Raw genomic sequence first — 16,777 nt, 5'->3', positions numbered from 1 at the left:
ACGGCCAATCGCGCGGAAGTCAATTCGTGTTCGCGCGCCATAACAACGACCACAACGACCGGACCAGGAGACCCTATGACTGCCGTTCCCAAGCTTGTTGCCGCCGTGCTCGCGACCGGCTTGCTGCTATCGACCAGCGCGCAAGCCCAGCCATCGCGACCGGAATGCATTGCGCCCGCCAAGCCGGGAGGCGGATTTGACCTGACCTGCAAGCTCGCACAGAGCGCGTTGCAGGACGCCGGGCAGCTGAAGTCCCCAATGCGCGTCACCTATATGCCGGGCGGCATCGGTGCGGTCGCCTATAACGCCGTGGTGGCGCAGCGGCCGGCCGATGGCCAGGCCATCGTCGCGTTCTCCAGCGGCTCGCTGCTGAACCTTGCGCATGGCAAGTTTGGCAAGTACGGCCCTGACGACGTCAAGTGGCTGGCCGCCATCGGCACGGACTACGGCATGGTCGCGGTCGCGGCCAACTCGCCATACAAGACGTTGAAGGAGTTGATGGCCGCGATGAAGGCCGATCCGCAGAAGGTGGTGTTTGGCGCCGGCGGCTCGGTGGGCAGCCAGGACTGGATGAAGGCGGCACTGGTGGCCAAGCAGGCCGGCGTCGAACATCGCGCGATGCGTTACGTCGCATTCGAAGGCGGCGGAGAGGCCATCACCGCGTTGCTCGGTAACCACGTGCAGGTCGTGCCCGGCGATATCGGCGAAGTCGCCGGCATGCTCGAGGCCGGCAAGATCCGGGTGCTCGCGGTGCTGTCGGACAAGCGGCTGCCGGGCAAGCTGTCGGGCATTCCGACCGCGAAAGAGCAGGGCTTCGATGTGCAATGGCCGATCGTGCGCGGCTTCTATATGGGGCCGAAGGTGCCGGACGCTGAATTCCAATGGTGGAGCACCGCGTTCCGGACCTTGCTGGCTTCCCGCCAATTTGGCGAGGCGATCGACGCGCGTGGCTTGTTCCCGTTCGCCAAGACCGGTCCGGAGCTGGACGCCTATGTCAGGGCCGAGGTGTCCCGTTATCAGACCCTGGCGCGTGAATTTGGCCTGCTGAAGTAGGCCGGCAAGCGGCCTGTGCCGGGCGCATGCCGCCCGGCATTCCTCCTGGCATTTCTCCTGGCGCCGCGTTCGCGGCCCTTCCAATACGCCGAGACATCGATGAATAGTGATCGCGTTTTCGCCATCGCGTGGCTGCTGCTGAGCGTCGCCGCCGGGTGGGTGGCCACCGGCTTTACCGCCGAGTTCAGTTACGAGCCGGTCGGCCCGCGGGCATTTCCGCTGTTGCTGTGCGTGCTGATGGCACTGTGCAGCGTCTGGTTACTGCTCTTCCCGGGACCCAGGGTGGCCTGGCCAGAGCGCCGCGGCGTCATCCGGCTCGCCATCATGGTGCTGACCTTGCTGGCGTATGCGCTGGTGTTCCAGTGGCTTGGCTTCGCCATTGCCACCGCCTTGCTGACGATCGTGCTGGGCCGGCTGTTCGGCGGCGGCTGGCGGGCCTGCGTGGCAACGGGCGTCGTCATGGGCATCAGCCTGTTCTTCCTGTTCGATCGCTGGCTGGAAGTCACGCTGCCGATCGGCTCCCTGATCGAGGGTCTGCTATGAGTGCGTTCGAACATCTGCTGCATGGCTTCGGCATCGCGTCGCAATGGTCGAACCTGCTGGTCGCGGCCATCGGCGCCTTTATCGGAACGCTGGTCGGCATGCTGCCGGGGCTGGGCCCGATCAACGGGGTCGCCATTCTACTGCCGCTGGCGTATGCGATGAAGCTGCCCCCGGAGACCGCGCTGATTCTTCTCGCGGCGGTTTACATGGGATGCGAGTATGGCGGCCGCATTTCGTCGATCCTGCTGAATGTGCCGGGCGACGCGGGTGCGATCATGACCGCGATCGACGGCTACCCGATGGCGCGCAAGGGGCTGGCCGGCGTGGCGCTGTCCATCTCGGCATGGAGCTCTTTCGTGGGATCGGTGATTGCCACCATCGGCCTGGTGATATTTGCGCCGGTGCTGGCCGACTGGGCGGTCGCCTTCGGTCCCGCCGAGTACTGCGCGCTGATGGTATTTGCCATCGCGTGCCTGGCCGGCATGGTCGGCGACAAGCCGGTGCGCACGCTGCTGGCGGCATTGATCGGTCTGACCCTGGCCACCGTCGGCGTGGACGCCAATAGCGGCGTGTACCGTTTCACCTTCGACAACGTGCACCTGTCCGACGGCATCCAGTTCATCGTCGTGGTCATCGGCTTCTTCTCGGTCAGTGAGTTGATGTTGATGCTAGAGCAGCATACCGAAACGGGACAGCAACTGGTCAAGAACACCGGCCGCATGATGTTCAACGCCCGTGAAGCCGCGCAGACCTGGTGGTGCACGGTACGTTCGTCGGTCATCGGCTTTTTCGTCGGCGTGCTGCCGGGGGCGGGTGCCACCATTGCCAGCGCGATCAGCTATATGACCGAGAAGCGCATCTACGGCGGCAACGGAACGTTCGGTCATGGCGATATTCGCGGCGTGGCAGCACCCGAAGCCGCCAACAACGCCTCGGCGACCGGCTCCTTCGTGCCGATGCTGACGCTGGGCGTGCCGGGCTCCGGTACGACCGCGGTGATGATGGGCGCGCTGACGCTGTACAACATCACGCCTGGTCCGATGCTGTTTACGCAGCAGCCGGATATCGTCTGGGGCCTGATTGCGTCGCTGTTTATCGGCAACGTGATGCTGCTGGTGCTGAACATCCCGTTGGTCAATCTGTTCGCGCGGGCACTTTCCACGCCGATGTGGATGCTCGTGCCGGCCATCGCGGCCATCAGCGCCATCGGCGTCTACGCGGTGCATGCGACCACCTTCGATCTGGTGCTGATGACGGTGCTCGGCGTGTTCGGCTACATCCTGCGCAAGATGGATTTCCCGATGTCCGCGCTGATCCTCGGCTTCGTGCTGGGCGAAATGCTGGAACAGAACCTGCGCCGCGCGCTGTCGATTTCGAATGGCGACGTGGCGGTGCTGTGGTCGAGCCCGATTTCGGCGGGCTTGCTGGCGGCGTCGATCACGATGCTGATTGCACCGTTTCTTGTCCGGCGGTTGCGCAATGTGCGCAGGCAAGCGGCGTAAGGCCTGGAACGCTCCAGAGGAGATTGGCGATGTCCCTGTTGATGGCACCATGGCACCGCGCACTGGCGTTTGCCTTTGCTGTGCTGATCTGGTCCGGCCAGGCGTTGGCGGCCGATATTCATGTCGTGACCTCGGGCGGCTTCACGGCAGCGTACAAGCTGCTGGTGCCCTTGTTCGAACAGGCGACCGGTCATCGCGTGATCAGCGCCTATGGCGCTTCGATGGGCAACGCGGCCGACGCCATTCCCAACCGGCTCGCGCGTGGCGAGCGATTCGATATCGTGATTCTGGCCGATAGCGGCCTTGCAGCGCTGCAACGCGAAGGGCGGGTCCAGCCGGATTCACGGGTTGACCTGGGTCGCTCGCTGATCGGCGCGGTCGTCAGAAAGGGCACCGAGCCGCGGCCTGATGTCAGTACCGTGGAAGGCTTGCGGCAGGCTTTGCTCGATGTCAGGTCGATCGCGTATTCCGCCAGCGCCAGCGGCACCTATCTGTCGACCGAGCTGTTTCAGCGTCTCGGTGTCGCCGAACAGGTCAAAGGCAAGGCGCACCGTATTCTGAGCGAACGTGTCGGCGCCGTCGTGCTGCGAGGCGATGCCGATCTCGGTTTCCAGCAGGTCAGCGAACTGCTGCCGTTCACCCAGCTGGATTTCCTCGGCCCGATCGCGGCCGAAGCACAGCAGCGCGTGTTCTTTTCGGCCGGCCTGACGGCCGACGCGCGTGAACCCGAGGCAGCCCGGCAGTTGATCCAGTTCCTGGCGTCGCCTGCCGCTGCACCCATCGTCCGCATCACGGGGCTGGAGCCCGCTGGCCAGTGACACGGCATGGCCGGCCATTCGCCGGCCTGCCGGGGCTATTGGTCGCGTTGCAGGTCGGCGAGCAGCTTCCGGCGTTCGCCCTTCTTCCTGATCTGTTCCGTATCCAGGGTAGCGCCATGCAAGCGCAGCCTGTCTGCCGCGGGCGTCACGACGAATCGACGCCGCGCACCGACCGGAAGGTCCTCGGAACCGTAGACGCCGAGGACAACGATCGTCACGGCCTGCACCGCCGCAACCCCTTCAGGCAGCTCCCGCAGTGCGGGCGCCATCAGATGTTCGAACGAGCCGATATCCCGGATCGCCGCCGGCTGCAGCGGCCCTTGCCGCGTGCGCTCCAATGGCCGCGAGTAGGCCCGCTGTTCTTCGTCCTGGGTTTCGGTCGCCGGCATGACGATCGTTCTGTCTGGCGTCTCCAGCGCAATGAGGACGCTTTGCACATAAAGCGGGCCCCAGCTCATGTTCGTCACGAAACAGCGCGCGGCAAGGCCGTCCCCCGGGCCTCGCGTGATCAACAGCGTGGCGCGCAGTTGCCGCCGGTAACTGCTGACGAACACCTGCAGATAGATGACCCATACCAGCAAGGTTCCCACGCCCGTGAACGCGGAAATCAGCTGGCTGTGGTCGAGAATCCACTGCAAGACATACTCCGGGGAATGGTTCGGTAGGAGAGGGTCCGGGGGCCATGCCGGGATCTTCGCTACCCCTTGATGTCGCGAGGGTCGTTGCCGAAGCTGTTGCGCTCGCGAATCCGGCCGTCGGCGCCATGGATGAACAATTCGACCTTCGCCTGTTGCGCCGCTTCGGTCGCGGAGGCAATCGCCTCCTGTTGTGTCGCGTAGGTAGGGCCGGTGCCGTCCGTTCCCTCGATCTGCACCGCCCATTTGCCGCCGTCCGTGGGCACAACGTGGACATTTCCTGCCATGGTCGCCTCCTGTCAGTGCTTGGCTTGCATTCCGTTGTACGCCGAGCCGCAGAGATGCGGTATCGGGCGCCGTCTGACCGCACCGGAGGCCAGGCGCAGCGTCCCGATCGATGGGACCGAGGCTGCCCAGAGAATCGGGCAAGCATCGCGGACCAATAGGCATTCGCGTCTGCCGGCCGCAGCTGGACAATGACTCGGTCAGACAACGCCATCGCCGAGGGGCCTGCCATGCCAGATCGCCATCGCTTCGCTTTCCTTTCCCGTCTTCGTGCCGCCGATCCCGCTCTTGTCCTGACCGCAATCTACGTCAGCGCTACGTTCAGCGTGGCGTACGCCCAAGGGGTCACCGGTAACCTGCCGGCGCAAGGCACGCCGCGCGAGCGCGGCAACGCTACCATGGACAAGCTTTCCGGCGGGGCGGGCCAACCCGTGCTGAACGCGTTGCGCAGGGACTTCCCACCGCTGGCGGACGCCATCGTCGACTACTCCCTTGGCGATGTCTGGTCCCGGCCCGGGCTGGACGACCGCACCCGCCAGCTCGCCGCCATCGCCGCTTTCGCGGCGCAGGGAAACCTGCAGGTGCTGAAGATCCACGCCGGCTACGCGCTGCGCTTGGGCGTAACGCCGGAAGAATTGAAGGAGGTGGTCTACCTGACCACGGTCACCGCCGGCTTTCCGCGGGCAATCGATGCGGCCAATGCGGTGCGCGAGGTGTTGGAGGCTGCAGGGCAGGGAAAAGGCGGGGTGGCGCCACGGTGAATGCGGATCGAGCGCAGAGCGAAGCGTGGCAGCCGTATCGCGCTGATGTGCGTTACGCAAAAGCGGGTGTCGTCTCGACTAGGCCTGATCAACTGGTCTGCGTGCTATCAGGTCGAAACGGTGCCAATTGATCGAGTCGGAATCCTCGCCCATCTGAGACTCTGATTCACGAAGGAGCAGGACGTCCAGGCCATGGCACAAGGACCGAATTTCCTGTTCGGTGTGGAAGGTCAAATGCGAATGGGGCGACCAACCGTGGCGGTTTCCAAAGAAGTGTCCCACATACACGCCGCCCGGTACCAGCGCTTGCCGTATTTGATCCCAAAGCTGCCGAAAGTGTTCGGGCCGACAAAACGGCAGCGCCAGTCCGGCGTGAATCAGATTGGAAGCGGGCAATTCGGACAGTTGTTCGAAATCCACAAGCCACGTCGTCAGCACGCCTTCATCGGTGCCGGAACAAGCCGAGGTAGTGCGAGAGATTGCTTCCGGCTCACGATCTATTGCCAAGACTTGCCAGCCAGCCCGAATCAGCTGCTGCACTTCGATTCCCGCGCCACAGCCCAGGTCGACGGCCTGCCTGCACCCTTCCTCTTGCACATGGTGCAAAGCTTCAGACAACAGCGGAGAAGGCCCTCGTTTCTCGCTCCGCCGATAATAGTTGCTCCAGCCGTTCACAGGCGACCTCGTTTATTTGGCAGCGGAATACTTTGATATCGTAACGCCGATCCTTTCGTACTGGGCGTCAATTTTGCCAACTGCTATCATGGGATTGTCAGTTCGAACGGCTATCCAAACGGAAACTTTCTTCGATACCAGCGATATGAAACATCCCGAAGAAGCGTTGCAAGCTTTTCAGAATGCCTGGAACCAACACGATATGGAATCCCTTGGAGCCTTGTTCCATGAGGATGCGACGTTCGTGAATCGATTTGGGCGCTACGTTCGCGGTGTCGAGGCAATTATCGAGATGCACGCCCCGATCCATGCAACGATCTACAGCGATTCCACGCTCGAGAACGAATTGATAGACGTGGTGGCAATCGGTACTGATGCGGCGGTCATGCATTTCTGGAGCCGGCTGACAGCCGGAACGGCTCACCCCGCGGGCCCGCATGCTGTCGACACGCTGATCCTCGCGGTCCTGACGCGGCAGGCGGACGAATGGCGAATCAAGGCGCTGGAGAATGTCACCTTGACCAATCCGCGCACGGGTGAACCGGTCTTGAGAGACGGCCTGAAGCAATGAATCTACCGGCAGCGATCCATACCTGAGATGATGGCGTTCCTGCTGGCGGCTTCCTTGCTGCTACTGATTGCCCTGCCGCCGTTCTTGCTGCAGCGGTTTCGTAGTCAGACCCTATGGTGGCCAAAGTATGTAATTGCACTTGCCCCCGGCATGCTGACATTGGCTGGCTGGAAGACGGCAGCCTTCCTACAGCCATTTCTTGATTGCAAAGGCGGGCCAAAGAACCTTCATGCATGCAACGGCTTTGGCGTGGACCTGACCTGGCTGACAGACTTCAGATTCTTCATGATGCTCGCTTGCATCCTTGTCGCGACGCCATTGTCATTTTGGTTGACTGTCCGCACATTCGCCGAACACTTTGCCTTGAAGCCAACTCGGAACGCAGAAGAGTAATTGGCGAGGTGGACGCGACGCAGCGATAAATCGCTACGGCACCGCCGCCTCCTCTCTGGCCCGCAGCTCCTGCACCAGGCTGACGTAAGCCTGCATCGCCGCCTGCGTCGTCATGCCTTTGCGTGCAGCCCAGGCATCGTACTTGGCGCGGCCCACGACATCCATGACGCCCGGGCGCTCGCCTACCACATCGCCAATGCTGCCTTGCTTGTAGAGCGCGTAGAGGGCAAGCAGCGTGTCGTTGTCTGGCGCCTGGCGTAGCGTCTTCGACAGCGCCGCGGCTTCGGCGAACGCCTTTTCCTGCGGGCTCGGGCCTTCGGGAACGGGCTCGCCGCCGAAGAAGCGGTCTTCCAGCGTGACGTCGTCGGGAAACCAGCGTGCTTCGAGCAGCTTGCCGGCGCGCATCGCGAGCGCCAGTACGCCCGGCGAAGCGAGCGCATTGCCGGCCATCAGCGTGGCCGGCAACACCGCCACGCCGGCGTTCAAGCTCGGCATGCCGAAGGCGCCGAAGCGCAATGGCGGCTGACCCATCGCCCAGCCCTTGAGCCGGGCCAGGCCCTTGGCGCCGCGGTAGACGCCTGTCGCGCGGTTCGAGCCCGGTTGCAGCCATGCAAAATCGGGAATGCCGGCGGCGTAGAGACCGGCGAAGTCGCCAGATTCGAGAAGGCGCCGCACGGATTCGAGCAGCGTCAGCACATCGGCGGGCGCCATGGCGGCATCCACCGGTCCCATTCCCAGAGAGGCCGCGGCCGTGACATCGAAGAATTCCAGCACGTTGCGGGCGACGATCTCGCGGTCGTTGTCCACGCAGACCATGTGGTAGCTGTCCTCGAGGACCACCATGCGGGCCAGCCCGGCGCGCTTCCTGCCGCCGATGTGTTCGACGAGGTAAGTCGCCGAACGCAGGCTGGTCAGCTCGTCCTCGCGCGCATGGACGACCAGCGTCGGGCACACGATTCGGTCCAGCCCCGTCATGACGAACGCGCGCAAGCGGTCGACTTCGCGGATGCAAGCGAGCGGTACCCATCCATAGTGGAAGTTCTCGCGGCGCTCGAACTTGGCCTTGACGATGGCGCGCAGCTGCTCGTTCTTGATGCCGTACGGGTCTTCTTCCATGACCTTCATCCGCGCGGGCACACCCGGCAGCCGATAGAGCAGGCTGCGCGCGCCGCGATACCAAGGCGTGGCCCAACCGTCGATATAGACCGGCGGCGCCAGCACCACCAGCTTGCCCTTGGCATGGCGTTCGCGCTTGGCGGTTTCCACCGCCAGCAGCGAGCCCATGCACATGCCCATCAGGTGCAGCACGTCGTGCTGATCGATGATTTCGTGGTACTTGGCCCGTACCGCTTCGAGCCAGTCCTCCGCGCGCACGTCGACCAGGTCCTCCGGCTTCGTGCCGTGACCGGGCAAGGTCAGCGAGTGCGTGACGAACCCCGCGTTCTTGAGCCGCTTGTGCATCGAGCCCAGGTCGTACTGCGTGCCGCCCAGCCCGTGGATCAGGAAGACGCCGGGCTCACGCATGGCGTTCCGCGCCGACTGGCGAAACCAGACGCAGCAGGCATGCCACGCGTTCGACCGCGCCATCTGGTCCCCGTACCGGAGCCAGACGCGCCTGCACATGCAGATCGCGGCCGTCAAGCCGGATGTCATACGCATCGGTGCTCATATCGCGCTGACCGGCGGACACGGCTTCCCAGCCGGCCTGCGCCAGCGGCCGATCCGCATCGTCGACGCGGTCGAGCCAGTCGCGGATATTGCGCAGCTGCGCCGCCTCGGCGCCGAGTACGGCTTCGGCCGATTCTCCCCACCACGCGACGCCGGTGACGGCATCGAACTCGACGCTCGCCACGCCATTGGCCTGCAGCGTCCGTTCGTAGCGCAGCTGCCATTCACGTGCCTTGGCCAGTGCGATTCGTCGCGCCTCGTTGAGCGCGCGGCCGGCCAGAAGCAGCACGGCCCAGACCCAGACATAGGCCTGCACTTCGATCACCGACTCGCCCGGGAAACCTTCGCGGATCGCAAACGGTCCGCCGCCATGCGCGGTCAGCCAGATGATCAGCAGCGCGCCCACCATCGTGGCAACGGCACCGCCGCGCGGGCCCCAGAACATCGAGGCCAGCAGCAGGAACGGCATCGGCAGGTAAGTAAGCGTCGCTGCGACGTCGCCAAAGCGCTGATGCACGCTGCTGTCGAAGACGATCAGGGTCGTCAGCAGGAACAACGCGAACATGGCCGCGCCGGCGCCGAACTGCTTCATTGGCATGCCGCCGGAGCGCTTGACCGCAAATCCCTTGAAGCCGACGATCACGGGCGCGACGAGCAGGATGCCGACGATCGTGGAAAACGCCCAGGCGCGCCATTCGCGGGATAGGTCGATCGCGCGCTCCGGTTGCAGCCAGCGCCAGAACTCCACGGCCAGCGTCGCGCCCACCACACTGGTGACGATGGCGCCTGCCACGAGCAGGGCCGCCGCGGTCAGCGGCCGGGCGGCCTGCTGGCGATGCGAGGCGATCCAGGCGCCGATCGCAATGCTGGCTGCCTCGATCAAGGCGAATGCGAGCGCGGCTCCGAACGGCAGGGCGTGTCCGGTCACGCCCCAGATCACCGCGGCAACCACGGTGCCGGCCAGCACTGCCGCCCGCACGCCGGGCGGACTCACCAGCCAGGCGCCGAAGCTGACGCCGCAAGCCAGCCACACGGCGACCGCTTGCGTATCGCTGGCGGCCATGGCGCGCGATAGCACGCCGACGGCCAGATAAGCAACGGCGACCAGGATCGCCACGACGATGAAGCGGGTGCCTGCAGACTGCATCGATATCCCCCATCGATCCGAATTCCTGCCGGAGCGAACCGCCCGCGCGGCCGCCATGCGTCGATGACGATAGTAGTACAAGGTCGCGCGGGCGCAACATTGTGACTAGAATCCGCGTGGAAGACATCGCCCTGGGGAAACGATGATCCGGCTCGCGTTGATCCTGTTGGGATTCGACTATCTGCGCCAACGGGCACGCGGAATGTTCTGGCTCGGCATCGCCTTTTTGCTGGCCGGCATCGTGTTGTTCATCGATGGACTGGACGGCGCGGTCTATTTTCCGCTCGAACTCTTTGCGGTGCTGCTGATGGCTGGCGGCATCGGTACGCTGGCCGTCGCGTTCGTCGGCGCGGGCGGCATGCGGACCATGCGCGTGTTCAAGGGACTGTCGCTGATGCTCGCGGCATCGCTGATCCTGGCTGGACACCATCACGGTCACTTCTGGCTGTCGATGATCTTCGGCACGCTGTTCCTGCTCGATGGCTTGCTGCAATGCATATCGGCGAGCGTGGTCCGGTTCCCGCGCTGGCGCCTCGCCGTTGGCATGGGCGCGCTGGAAATCCTGATTGCGATGTTCTTCTTCCAGCCTTATCCGACGGATTATCGGGGCACGGTGCCTTACGCATTGTCGCTGTGGATGTTGTTCGGCGGCTGGGGCATGGGCATGCTGGCCTACCGCGCGATGCGGGTTCCCGAGACGACAACGATCGAAAGCCTGATGCACGGTCCGCGACGGCGGCGCGGCGGGGCAGAGAAGGGCGGCGCCGCGGACGCCGGTTCTCCGCCGTTTCGTACTGGCACGGCGCAGGAGCCCGTGCACAAGGTCACGAAGACGCTGCTGTTTCCGCAGCCCGAACCATCCGCGACGCTCCCCGCCAAGGATGGCGGGGCTTTGACGGTCCATGTCTGGACGCCGTCGGGCTCGGTACAGCGTCCGCTACGGCGCCGTCCGCTGGTCGACCGCTATATCGCCGCGGTCGACGCCAACGGCGCGATCTGGACCGGCCATGCCGCGCTGGAATCGCCGGAAGGCATCTACATCAGCTTCGACCCGGCCACGCCATTGAACCGTACGCCCGACAGCGTCGCGCAAGCACTGCGCGCGTCCAGCGACAACGATGTGCCGGGGCACTTCGAACTCGACTACCCAACGGAGTCGGCCCGCCGCGGCGATTCCACCGCGCGCGTGCACCTGCGCAACTACGATCCGGCGCGGCTCGAGCGATTCCGGGATGCCTGGTGCTCGGATACGACCTACAACTTGACGTATCGCAATTGCGCGGTCAGCGTGGCGCGCGGGCTGGAGGCAGCCGTAGAGGGTGCGCTGATGCGCCGGCGTGGTGATCGGCACAGCTGGGGCCTGCTGCTGACGACGATGCTGACGCCGGAACTTTGGCTTGCCGCGCAGATCCGCAAACGCGCGAAGACGATGGCTTGGACGCCGGGCCTGGTGCGCGACTACGCGCGTGCGCTGAGCCTGCTGGTCGATCCCCATACGGGACCGCAAGCCCGGCGTACATGGCGGCTCGGCATCCCGGCATTGAGGCGGCTGCAGCGTCAGCGCCGGCGATGGCAGGAGGAGGACGAGCGGGGCTGGTGATTCGTTCGCGGGTCCAGCTCGGGAGCGGAGGGCGCGGGGCGATCCTGGCACAGGAGGCACCGCAGTCTTGGCGATTAACGCTGGCGAGTAACCCGTGCTATATTAGAAAACGATCGATTCCAAAATAAACGATATCCTGAGCATGGCCTCCCAACCGCAAGCCCCCTCCGGCCCTCGCTCCCGCAGCCCAGGCCGACCGCGTGAATTCAACGTCGATCAGGCGCTCGACCGGGCCGTGCGCGTATTCAGCGAACGCGGCTACCACGGTGCCTCGATCTCCGATCTGACGCAGGCCATGCGTCTGGCACAGGGCAGTCTCTACAAGGCGTTCAAGGACAAACAGCAGCTTTTCCTGGCGGCGTTTGACCGGTATCGCGTGCAGCGGATGGAGAAGCTGCGCCATGCCATTGGCGAGGGCGGTACTGGACTGGAACGGCTGCGCAAGACGCTGGCCTTTTATGCCGACTCCTCTCAGGGGGCGATGGGACGGCAAGGATGCCTTGTCGTCGGCAGCACGGTGGCGCTGTCGGCGTTCGAGAAGCCACTGGCCGACCACGTCTGCACGGCGCTGGCACGCAACGAAGCATTCCTCGCCGATCTGATCCGTCAGGGACAAGACGATGGTTCCATTGCTGCCCACGTCAATGTCGAGGCCTCCGCGCGGATGCTGTTGTGTCTGACGCAAGGCATGCGCGTGGTCGGCAAGACCCGCCGCAGCCGCGAAGACATGCATGCGGTGGTAGAGGCCGCGCTCAGGGCGCTGGCCTGATTTTTTTGTCTATTTAGGAAATGATCGATTCCATTTGAGCAAGGAGAACCAATATGAAAGTCGCATTTCTCGGCCTCGGCACGATGGGCCTGCCGATGGCAGTCAATCTGGTCAGGGCAGGCCACGCGGTGCGGGGCTGGAACCGCTCGCCAGCACCGATGACGAAGTTAGCGGAGTTCGGCGCGCAAAGCGCCGCCACACCGCGGGAAGCCGCCGCCGATGCCGATGTCGTGATCTCGATGCTGGCCGACGACGCTGCCACACGCGCCGCCGTGCTCGAGGCGGGAACGCTGGCCGCCCTCAAGCCCGGTGCAATCCACGTCAACATGGCCACGGTATCGGTCGCCCTGGCCGCCGAACTGGCAGCGCTGCACCGGGAGCAAGGCGTTGGATACGTCGCCGCACCAGTACTCGGCCGCGTGAATGTCGCCGAAGCGGGCGAGCTCAATATCCTGGCTGCCGGCGCTGCCGCGACGGTAGCGGCAGTGCAACCGCTGTTCGACGTGCTGGGCCAAAAGACCTGGTACCTGGGCGAGCGGCCCGAGCAGGCCAATGCCGCCAAGCTGGCGGTGAATTTCATGATCGGCAGCGCGATCGGCACCATGGGCGAGGCGGTCGCGCTGGCGCAGGGACATGGCGTGGACAAGGCCGATTTTCTTGAACTGGTCACGTCGACGGCGTTCGCCGCGCCGGTCTACAAGGGCTACGGTAAGGCGATTGCCGAGGAACACTTCGAGCCGGCCGGCTTCAAGCTGGCACTTGGCCTCAAGGACATACGTCTTGCGCTGGCTGCCGCCGAGCAAGTCAACGTACCGCTGCCGTTGGCAAGCGCCCTGCGCGATGCCCACATCGAAAGCCTCGCGCACGACGAAGGCCATCTGGACTGGGCGGCGTTGTCGCGGACGTCGGCACGCCGGGCAGGGAAGCTGTAAGCGGCTGGACGGCGCCAAGAAAACGTTTGCGCACCGAAGCGCCCTTATTGGCGAGATGACGAAAGCCCTTTCTGGACGCATGGGACTGTCTACCACCTGACGGTGCCATGCGCTCAGGTTCGTTATTTCGGCCGCAGCCCGGATGATGTGCTCGAGGTCCTTCCTGTGCCCGGAACAGTAGGGCAGGATCGGCCTCGATCAGTCGAACTGCCTCTCTGTGTAGCGCCAAACTCTGCAGGTCCTGCGCCTGATGGCGGCTGAGATCCGTTCTGACCCGTACCTCGACCTGTGGCGCAGCGCGCCGGGAGGACGCCGCGGCAGAATCCCACCGGCGCCGGCTGGAACGTATCGCTGACCAGCAGGGCGAGGTCGACCGCCACTCCGAGGGACCGACATAACGCGCAGATATGTCCCCACGGAAGGCGCCGGGTCGCCGGCCTCGACTGCAGCGAGAGTTGTACGAGAGATGCCCACGCGCTTTGCCATTTCGACCGTGCTGAGGCCTTGCGCCTTCCGTAGCCGCTTGATGCGGTCTCCGAGCTGCAGGAGCAGGTGACGTTCCAAGAGAGATGTCGTATCAGTGAAGGCTGGCATTTGTCCAAGATTCCAGACAAAACGTGGCACTTTGACTAATTTGATGAACAGCTTATCTTGGCGTCCAACAGCGGGACAGTCTGCCGCCTGCGCGCTGGGAGTACAGGTAATGGCGAGGGCCGACAAGCGCCAGCGGGACAGAGACGATGCGGCCGCCGCCAACTTAACATAAGAAGTATTATCGGCAACAAATTTGACGTGCTGTTTTAGTCACGTCGCAGTTTGCGCTTTCCGGATACCGAAAATACCCACTCCCGAACACCACGGGGCGGCACCGTCGGGCCTTCTATATCGATTGCCGACCGCTCCTGAATACAACGCACGCCGCAACGCGAGCCATCACAGCATGGCCAGGGTCGCGGCCTTCTGCATCTGTTCCGGCGGGGTTCTGCTCTCTCGCAGGGTCCGATTCAACATGCCGAGTGCTTCGGTCAGTGCGCCGTTGATCGAGGCCAGCTCGGACTGCAGCGCCTGTTGGCGCAACTGTCGCTGTTGTGGCGTCATACTCTGGTCGGCCATCAGCGCCTGCAGCTCCTGCTGCTTCTCCTGCAACTGCTTACGCAGCTCACGAATGCGTTTCAGCAGGTCCTGAATGGTTTCAGGAAGGCCGCTTTCCTCGATGTCCTGATTGCCGGATGCGGCCGCGCTGCGCTGCGCCAGGCTTTGTCCGGGACCGGATATGCGAACGTTGACACCGTTCACGGAGTTCTGACGGGCGCCGTTCTCGCTGCGGGAGTTGCTCGCCGTGGCGCTGACGGTGTCCGGCGAATCGGTGGACGCCTCCGCGCTCGTAGCGTCGCGCGGGACGGGGATTCCGAAGCCCACGGCGGGCGAAACAGGTTCGATTGTGCTCATTGTTATTGCTCTTGGCGGATCGAGGAACGAGATGCCGGTGTCCCGGCTCTCTTCTTATCGGCCGCCGAAAGCTTGGACTTGAGCCTGCAGGCCGCGTGGTGATCGTGGAGTCGGAAAGATCCGCCGTAGCGCTAGCCCACCGGCCCGCTCAGCTTGCCGTCCCCGCTTGATTTCGGCGATCACCACGCGATAGCCGTCGAGCCAGCGTGCCTGTTTGGCCTTCGCTTCGATGTGCGCGGGATGTCGAATCAGCTCGAGCAGCGCTTCTTCGGTGTCCCAGTAGTAGACATTCTGGATCAGCCCCGCGGCGCTGTTTTCCCAGGTCTCTTCCCCGAGATATCCCGGAATGGATCGGGCCACCTCGGCAATTTGCTGATCCAGGCGATGAAATTCCGCATCGTACTGGCCTGCACGGAAAATGAAGGTGGACGCGAACATCAATGGCTATGCAGCACGGCGGGACAAGCGCAAATCATATCGCACTGATGCTATTCGTAGCCCTCGATGACCACCAGATCCGCCTGCGAATACGGTGCTCGCAGCGCGATCAATGCCTGATAGTCCGGCGACTGGTAGCACTCCAGCGCGCGCTGGTAGCTGTCGAACTCGAGCACGACCACGCGCGATCGCGGGTGGCCTTCGACGACGGTCTTTTGACCATTGCGGACCAGGAAACGGGCGCCGAATTTTTCGAATACCGTTTTATTGGCGGCGATGTATTGCTGATAGCCCTCCATATCCGCAACATCAACCATCGCGACCCAATAACCCTTGGCCATGTCTTCCTCCGATGTTGAATTGACCTGTCAGGCCGTCCGGCGCACGTCATGGAGCGCGGGAGCGACGACAGACCAGTCTATATCGTGTATCGGAAAAGCATGAACCAGTACAGGCCGGCTGCGCCGGCCGAGCCCCCTACTCCAACCGCGCGCCGGACTCCTTGACCACCTTGCTCCAGCGGTTGATTTCGGCGTCGATATGCGCACCGAGCGCAGCCGGGGTCGAGCCGACGGGTTCATAGCCATTTGCGGCCAATTGCTTTTTCAGTTGGGGCTCCGCGATAACGGCGGCGATTTCCTTGCTGAGCTTGTCGACCACCGCGGTTGGCGTGCCGGCCGGGGCCAGTATCGCGTACCAGCCGTTGATGTCGAAGCCGGGCACGCCGGCCTCGGCGAGCGTCGGTACCTCCGGGGCCAGCGATGCGCGCTTGCCGCTCGTCACGGCGAGCGCCCGGAGCTGGCCGCTGCGTATATGCGGCATCGAAGTCGAAATACTGTCGAAGGTCAACTGCACCTCTCCGGCCAGCATGGCGGTCACGACCTGGGCGCTGCCTTTGTAGGGGACATGGGTCATCTTGACGCCGGTCATCGAATTGAACAGCTCGCCGGCGAGGTGGCCGGTATTGCCGTTGCCGGCCGACCCGAACGTCAGTTTCCCCGGCGCCGCCTTTGCCTCGGCGATCAGCTCGCCGATGGTATTGGCGCGCAGCGAGGAACTGCCCGCCACGATCAGCGGCAGATTGGCGACCAGCGACACTGGCGCAAAGTCCTTGCGGGTGTCGTAAGGCAGCTTGGGATACAGACTGGCGTTGATGGCGTGCGCAGCGAGCACCATGATCAGCGTGTGACCATCCGGTTTCGCGCGCGCCAGCGCCTGCGTCGCGATGGTGCCGCCGGCGCCCGGACGATATTCCAGAACGACGGGCTGTCCCAGACGCTCCTGCAATCTGGCGGCGACCGGACGTGCCAGCAGATCGGCGCTGCCGCCCGGCGGATAGGGTATCAGCAGCTGGATCGGACGCGCTGGCCAGGTGTCGGCACGCACGGGCGTCATGGCGCTGGTCAGCAGGCCCACTGCCAGCACGGTGACAAGCACGGCGCGACGGCGCGGCGTGAGCTCGTGCGATGGTTGTCTTGGCATGATGCCTGTCTCCCCGATTGACCCCTTCGGCGCTCGGTTGCTCCGGCTGCGTGCGC

Annotated in this window: 19 protein-coding genes and 1 pseudogene; 10 read left to right on the top strand and 10 right to left on the bottom strand. The window is 64.1% G+C overall.

Annotated elements, in window-relative coordinates:
- Positions 1–75 precede the first annotated feature (75 nt).
- From M1D55_RS04670 to M1D55_RS04655, 4 genes are all read left to right on the top strand, one after another.
- Positions 76–1,053 carry a Bug family tripartite tricarboxylate transporter substrate binding protein gene (locus M1D55_RS04670; RefSeq protein WP_006575677.1) on the top strand — a complete coding sequence of 326 codons (978 nt, stop codon included), beginning with the start codon at positions 76–78 and terminating at the stop codon, positions 1,051–1,053.
- 99 nt (positions 1,054–1,152) lie between these two features.
- Positions 1,153–1,596 (top strand): tripartite tricarboxylate transporter TctB family protein, encoded by a 444-nt coding sequence (locus M1D55_RS04665; RefSeq protein ID WP_456281279.1) that lies wholly within the window; start codon positions 1,153–1,155, stop codon positions 1,594–1,596.
- Positions 1,593–3,098: a tripartite tricarboxylate transporter permease gene (locus M1D55_RS04660; protein ID WP_456281278.1), complete on the top strand. Its 1,506-nt coding sequence runs from the start codon at positions 1,593–1,595 to the stop codon at positions 3,096–3,098. The genes M1D55_RS04665 and M1D55_RS04660 overlap by 4 nt, the downstream gene beginning before the upstream one ends.
- A 29-nt stretch (positions 3,099–3,127) precedes the next feature.
- A complete protein-coding gene (locus M1D55_RS04655; RefSeq protein WP_456281277.1) occupies positions 3,128–3,916 on the top strand; it encodes a substrate-binding domain-containing protein in 789 nt (262 codons plus the stop codon).
- A gap of 35 nt (positions 3,917–3,951) precedes the next feature.
- Here M1D55_RS04655 and M1D55_RS04650 read toward each other — a convergent pair whose 3' ends face one another.
- Together M1D55_RS04650 and M1D55_RS04645 are read right to left on the bottom strand one after the other, a co-directional pair.
- The gene (locus M1D55_RS04650) at positions 3,952–4,554 is read right to left on the bottom strand and encodes a hypothetical protein (protein ID WP_456281276.1); all 603 of its coding nucleotides are present in this window, start codon (positions 4,552–4,554) and stop codon (positions 3,952–3,954) included.
- Positions 4,555–4,613: 59 nt separating this feature from the next.
- Positions 4,614–4,838: a DUF2188 domain-containing protein gene (locus M1D55_RS04645; protein ID WP_064575299.1), complete on the bottom strand. Its 225-nt coding sequence runs from the start codon at positions 4,836–4,838 to the stop codon at positions 4,614–4,616.
- Positions 4,839–5,066: 228 nt separating this feature from the next.
- Here M1D55_RS04645 and M1D55_RS04640 point away from each other — a divergent pair, with 228 nt between their 5' ends.
- Entirely contained in the window at positions 5,067–5,597 is a 531-nt protein-coding gene (locus M1D55_RS04640) for a carboxymuconolactone decarboxylase family protein (RefSeq protein ID WP_456281275.1), read from the top strand.
- Positions 5,598–5,675: 78 nt separating this feature from the next.
- Here M1D55_RS04640 and M1D55_RS04635 read toward each other — a convergent pair whose 3' ends face one another.
- Positions 5,676–6,272 carry a class I SAM-dependent methyltransferase gene (locus M1D55_RS04635; RefSeq protein ID WP_456281274.1) on the bottom strand — a complete coding sequence of 199 codons (597 nt, stop codon included), beginning with the start codon at positions 6,270–6,272 and terminating at the stop codon, positions 5,676–5,678.
- Between M1D55_RS04635 and M1D55_RS04630 the strand changes: the two genes are divergently transcribed.
- Together M1D55_RS04630 and M1D55_RS04625 are read left to right on the top strand one after the other, a co-directional pair.
- Complete coding sequence (locus M1D55_RS04630; protein WP_456281273.1) at positions 6,256–6,843, top strand: YybH family protein; 588 nt, start codon at positions 6,256–6,258, stop codon at positions 6,841–6,843. The two genes, M1D55_RS04635 and M1D55_RS04630, sit on opposite strands and share 17 nt — an antisense overlap.
- A 27-nt stretch (positions 6,844–6,870) precedes the next feature.
- Positions 6,871–7,236 (top strand): hypothetical protein, encoded by a 366-nt coding sequence (locus M1D55_RS04625; RefSeq protein ID WP_456281272.1) that lies wholly within the window; start codon positions 6,871–6,873, stop codon positions 7,234–7,236.
- Positions 7,237–7,269: 33 nt separating this feature from the next.
- Here the strand turns inward: M1D55_RS04625 and M1D55_RS04620 are convergent, their stop codons facing one another.
- Together M1D55_RS04620 and M1D55_RS04615 are read right to left on the bottom strand one after the other, a co-directional pair.
- A complete protein-coding gene (locus M1D55_RS04620; RefSeq protein WP_456281271.1) occupies positions 7,270–8,760 on the bottom strand; it encodes an acyl-CoA-binding protein in 1,491 nt (496 codons plus the stop codon).
- Positions 8,753–10,051 carry an MASE1 domain-containing protein gene (locus M1D55_RS04615; RefSeq protein WP_456281270.1) on the bottom strand — a complete coding sequence of 433 codons (1,299 nt, stop codon included), beginning with the start codon at positions 10,049–10,051 and terminating at the stop codon, positions 8,753–8,755. Before M1D55_RS04615 ends, M1D55_RS04620 begins: the two co-directional genes overlap by 8 nt.
- Positions 10,052–10,193: 142 nt before the next feature.
- On the opposite strand from M1D55_RS04615, the gene M1D55_RS04610 reads away from it, so the two are divergent.
- From M1D55_RS04610 to M1D55_RS04600, 3 genes are all read left to right on the top strand, one after another.
- Positions 10,194–11,651, top strand: coding sequence for an HdeD family acid-resistance protein (locus tag M1D55_RS04610; protein WP_456281269.1), 1,458 nt, complete (start codon positions 10,194–10,196; stop codon positions 11,649–11,651).
- A 142-nt stretch (positions 11,652–11,793) separates the two neighbouring features.
- Positions 11,794–12,420 (top strand): TetR/AcrR family transcriptional regulator, encoded by a 627-nt coding sequence (locus M1D55_RS04605; RefSeq protein ID WP_456281268.1) that lies wholly within the window; start codon positions 11,794–11,796, stop codon positions 12,418–12,420.
- Between the two features lie 53 nt (positions 12,421–12,473).
- On the top strand, positions 12,474–13,352 hold the full coding sequence (locus M1D55_RS04600; protein WP_456281267.1) for an NAD(P)-dependent oxidoreductase: 879 nt from the start codon (positions 12,474–12,476) through the stop codon (positions 13,350–13,352).
- A 160-nt stretch (positions 13,353–13,512) separates the two neighbouring features.
- On the opposite strand, the pseudogene M1D55_RS04595 reads toward M1D55_RS04600, so the two are convergent.
- The 5 genes and pseudogenes from M1D55_RS04595 to M1D55_RS04575 form a co-directional block, all read right to left on the bottom strand.
- Positions 13,513–13,946 (bottom strand): annotated as a pseudogene (locus tag M1D55_RS04595) (helix-turn-helix transcriptional regulator); the annotation flags it as partial.
- Between the two features lie 339 nt (positions 13,947–14,285).
- Complete coding sequence (locus M1D55_RS04590; protein WP_456281266.1) at positions 14,286–14,801, bottom strand: DUF1931 family protein; 516 nt, start codon at positions 14,799–14,801, stop codon at positions 14,286–14,288.
- 54 nt (positions 14,802–14,855) lie between these two features.
- Positions 14,856–15,239, bottom strand: coding sequence for an antibiotic biosynthesis monooxygenase family protein (locus M1D55_RS04585; RefSeq protein ID WP_456281265.1), 384 nt, complete (start codon positions 15,237–15,239; stop codon positions 14,856–14,858).
- 50 nt (positions 15,240–15,289) lie between these two features.
- Positions 15,290–15,580: a DUF1330 domain-containing protein gene (locus M1D55_RS04580; protein WP_064575313.1), complete on the bottom strand. Its 291-nt coding sequence runs from the start codon at positions 15,578–15,580 to the stop codon at positions 15,290–15,292.
- Positions 15,581–15,716: 136 nt separating this feature from the next.
- Positions 15,717–16,721, bottom strand: a complete 1,005-nt coding sequence (locus M1D55_RS04575; protein WP_456281264.1) for a tripartite tricarboxylate transporter substrate binding protein — start codon at positions 16,719–16,721, stop codon at positions 15,717–15,719.
- Between the last annotated feature and the right edge of the window lie 56 nt (positions 16,722–16,777).

The sequence above is a fragment of the Cupriavidus sp. JZ107 genome (genome assembly GCF_053903255.1).
Note: the sequence above shows the minus strand (reverse complement) of the source record. Positions and strands in the feature narration are given on the sequence as shown.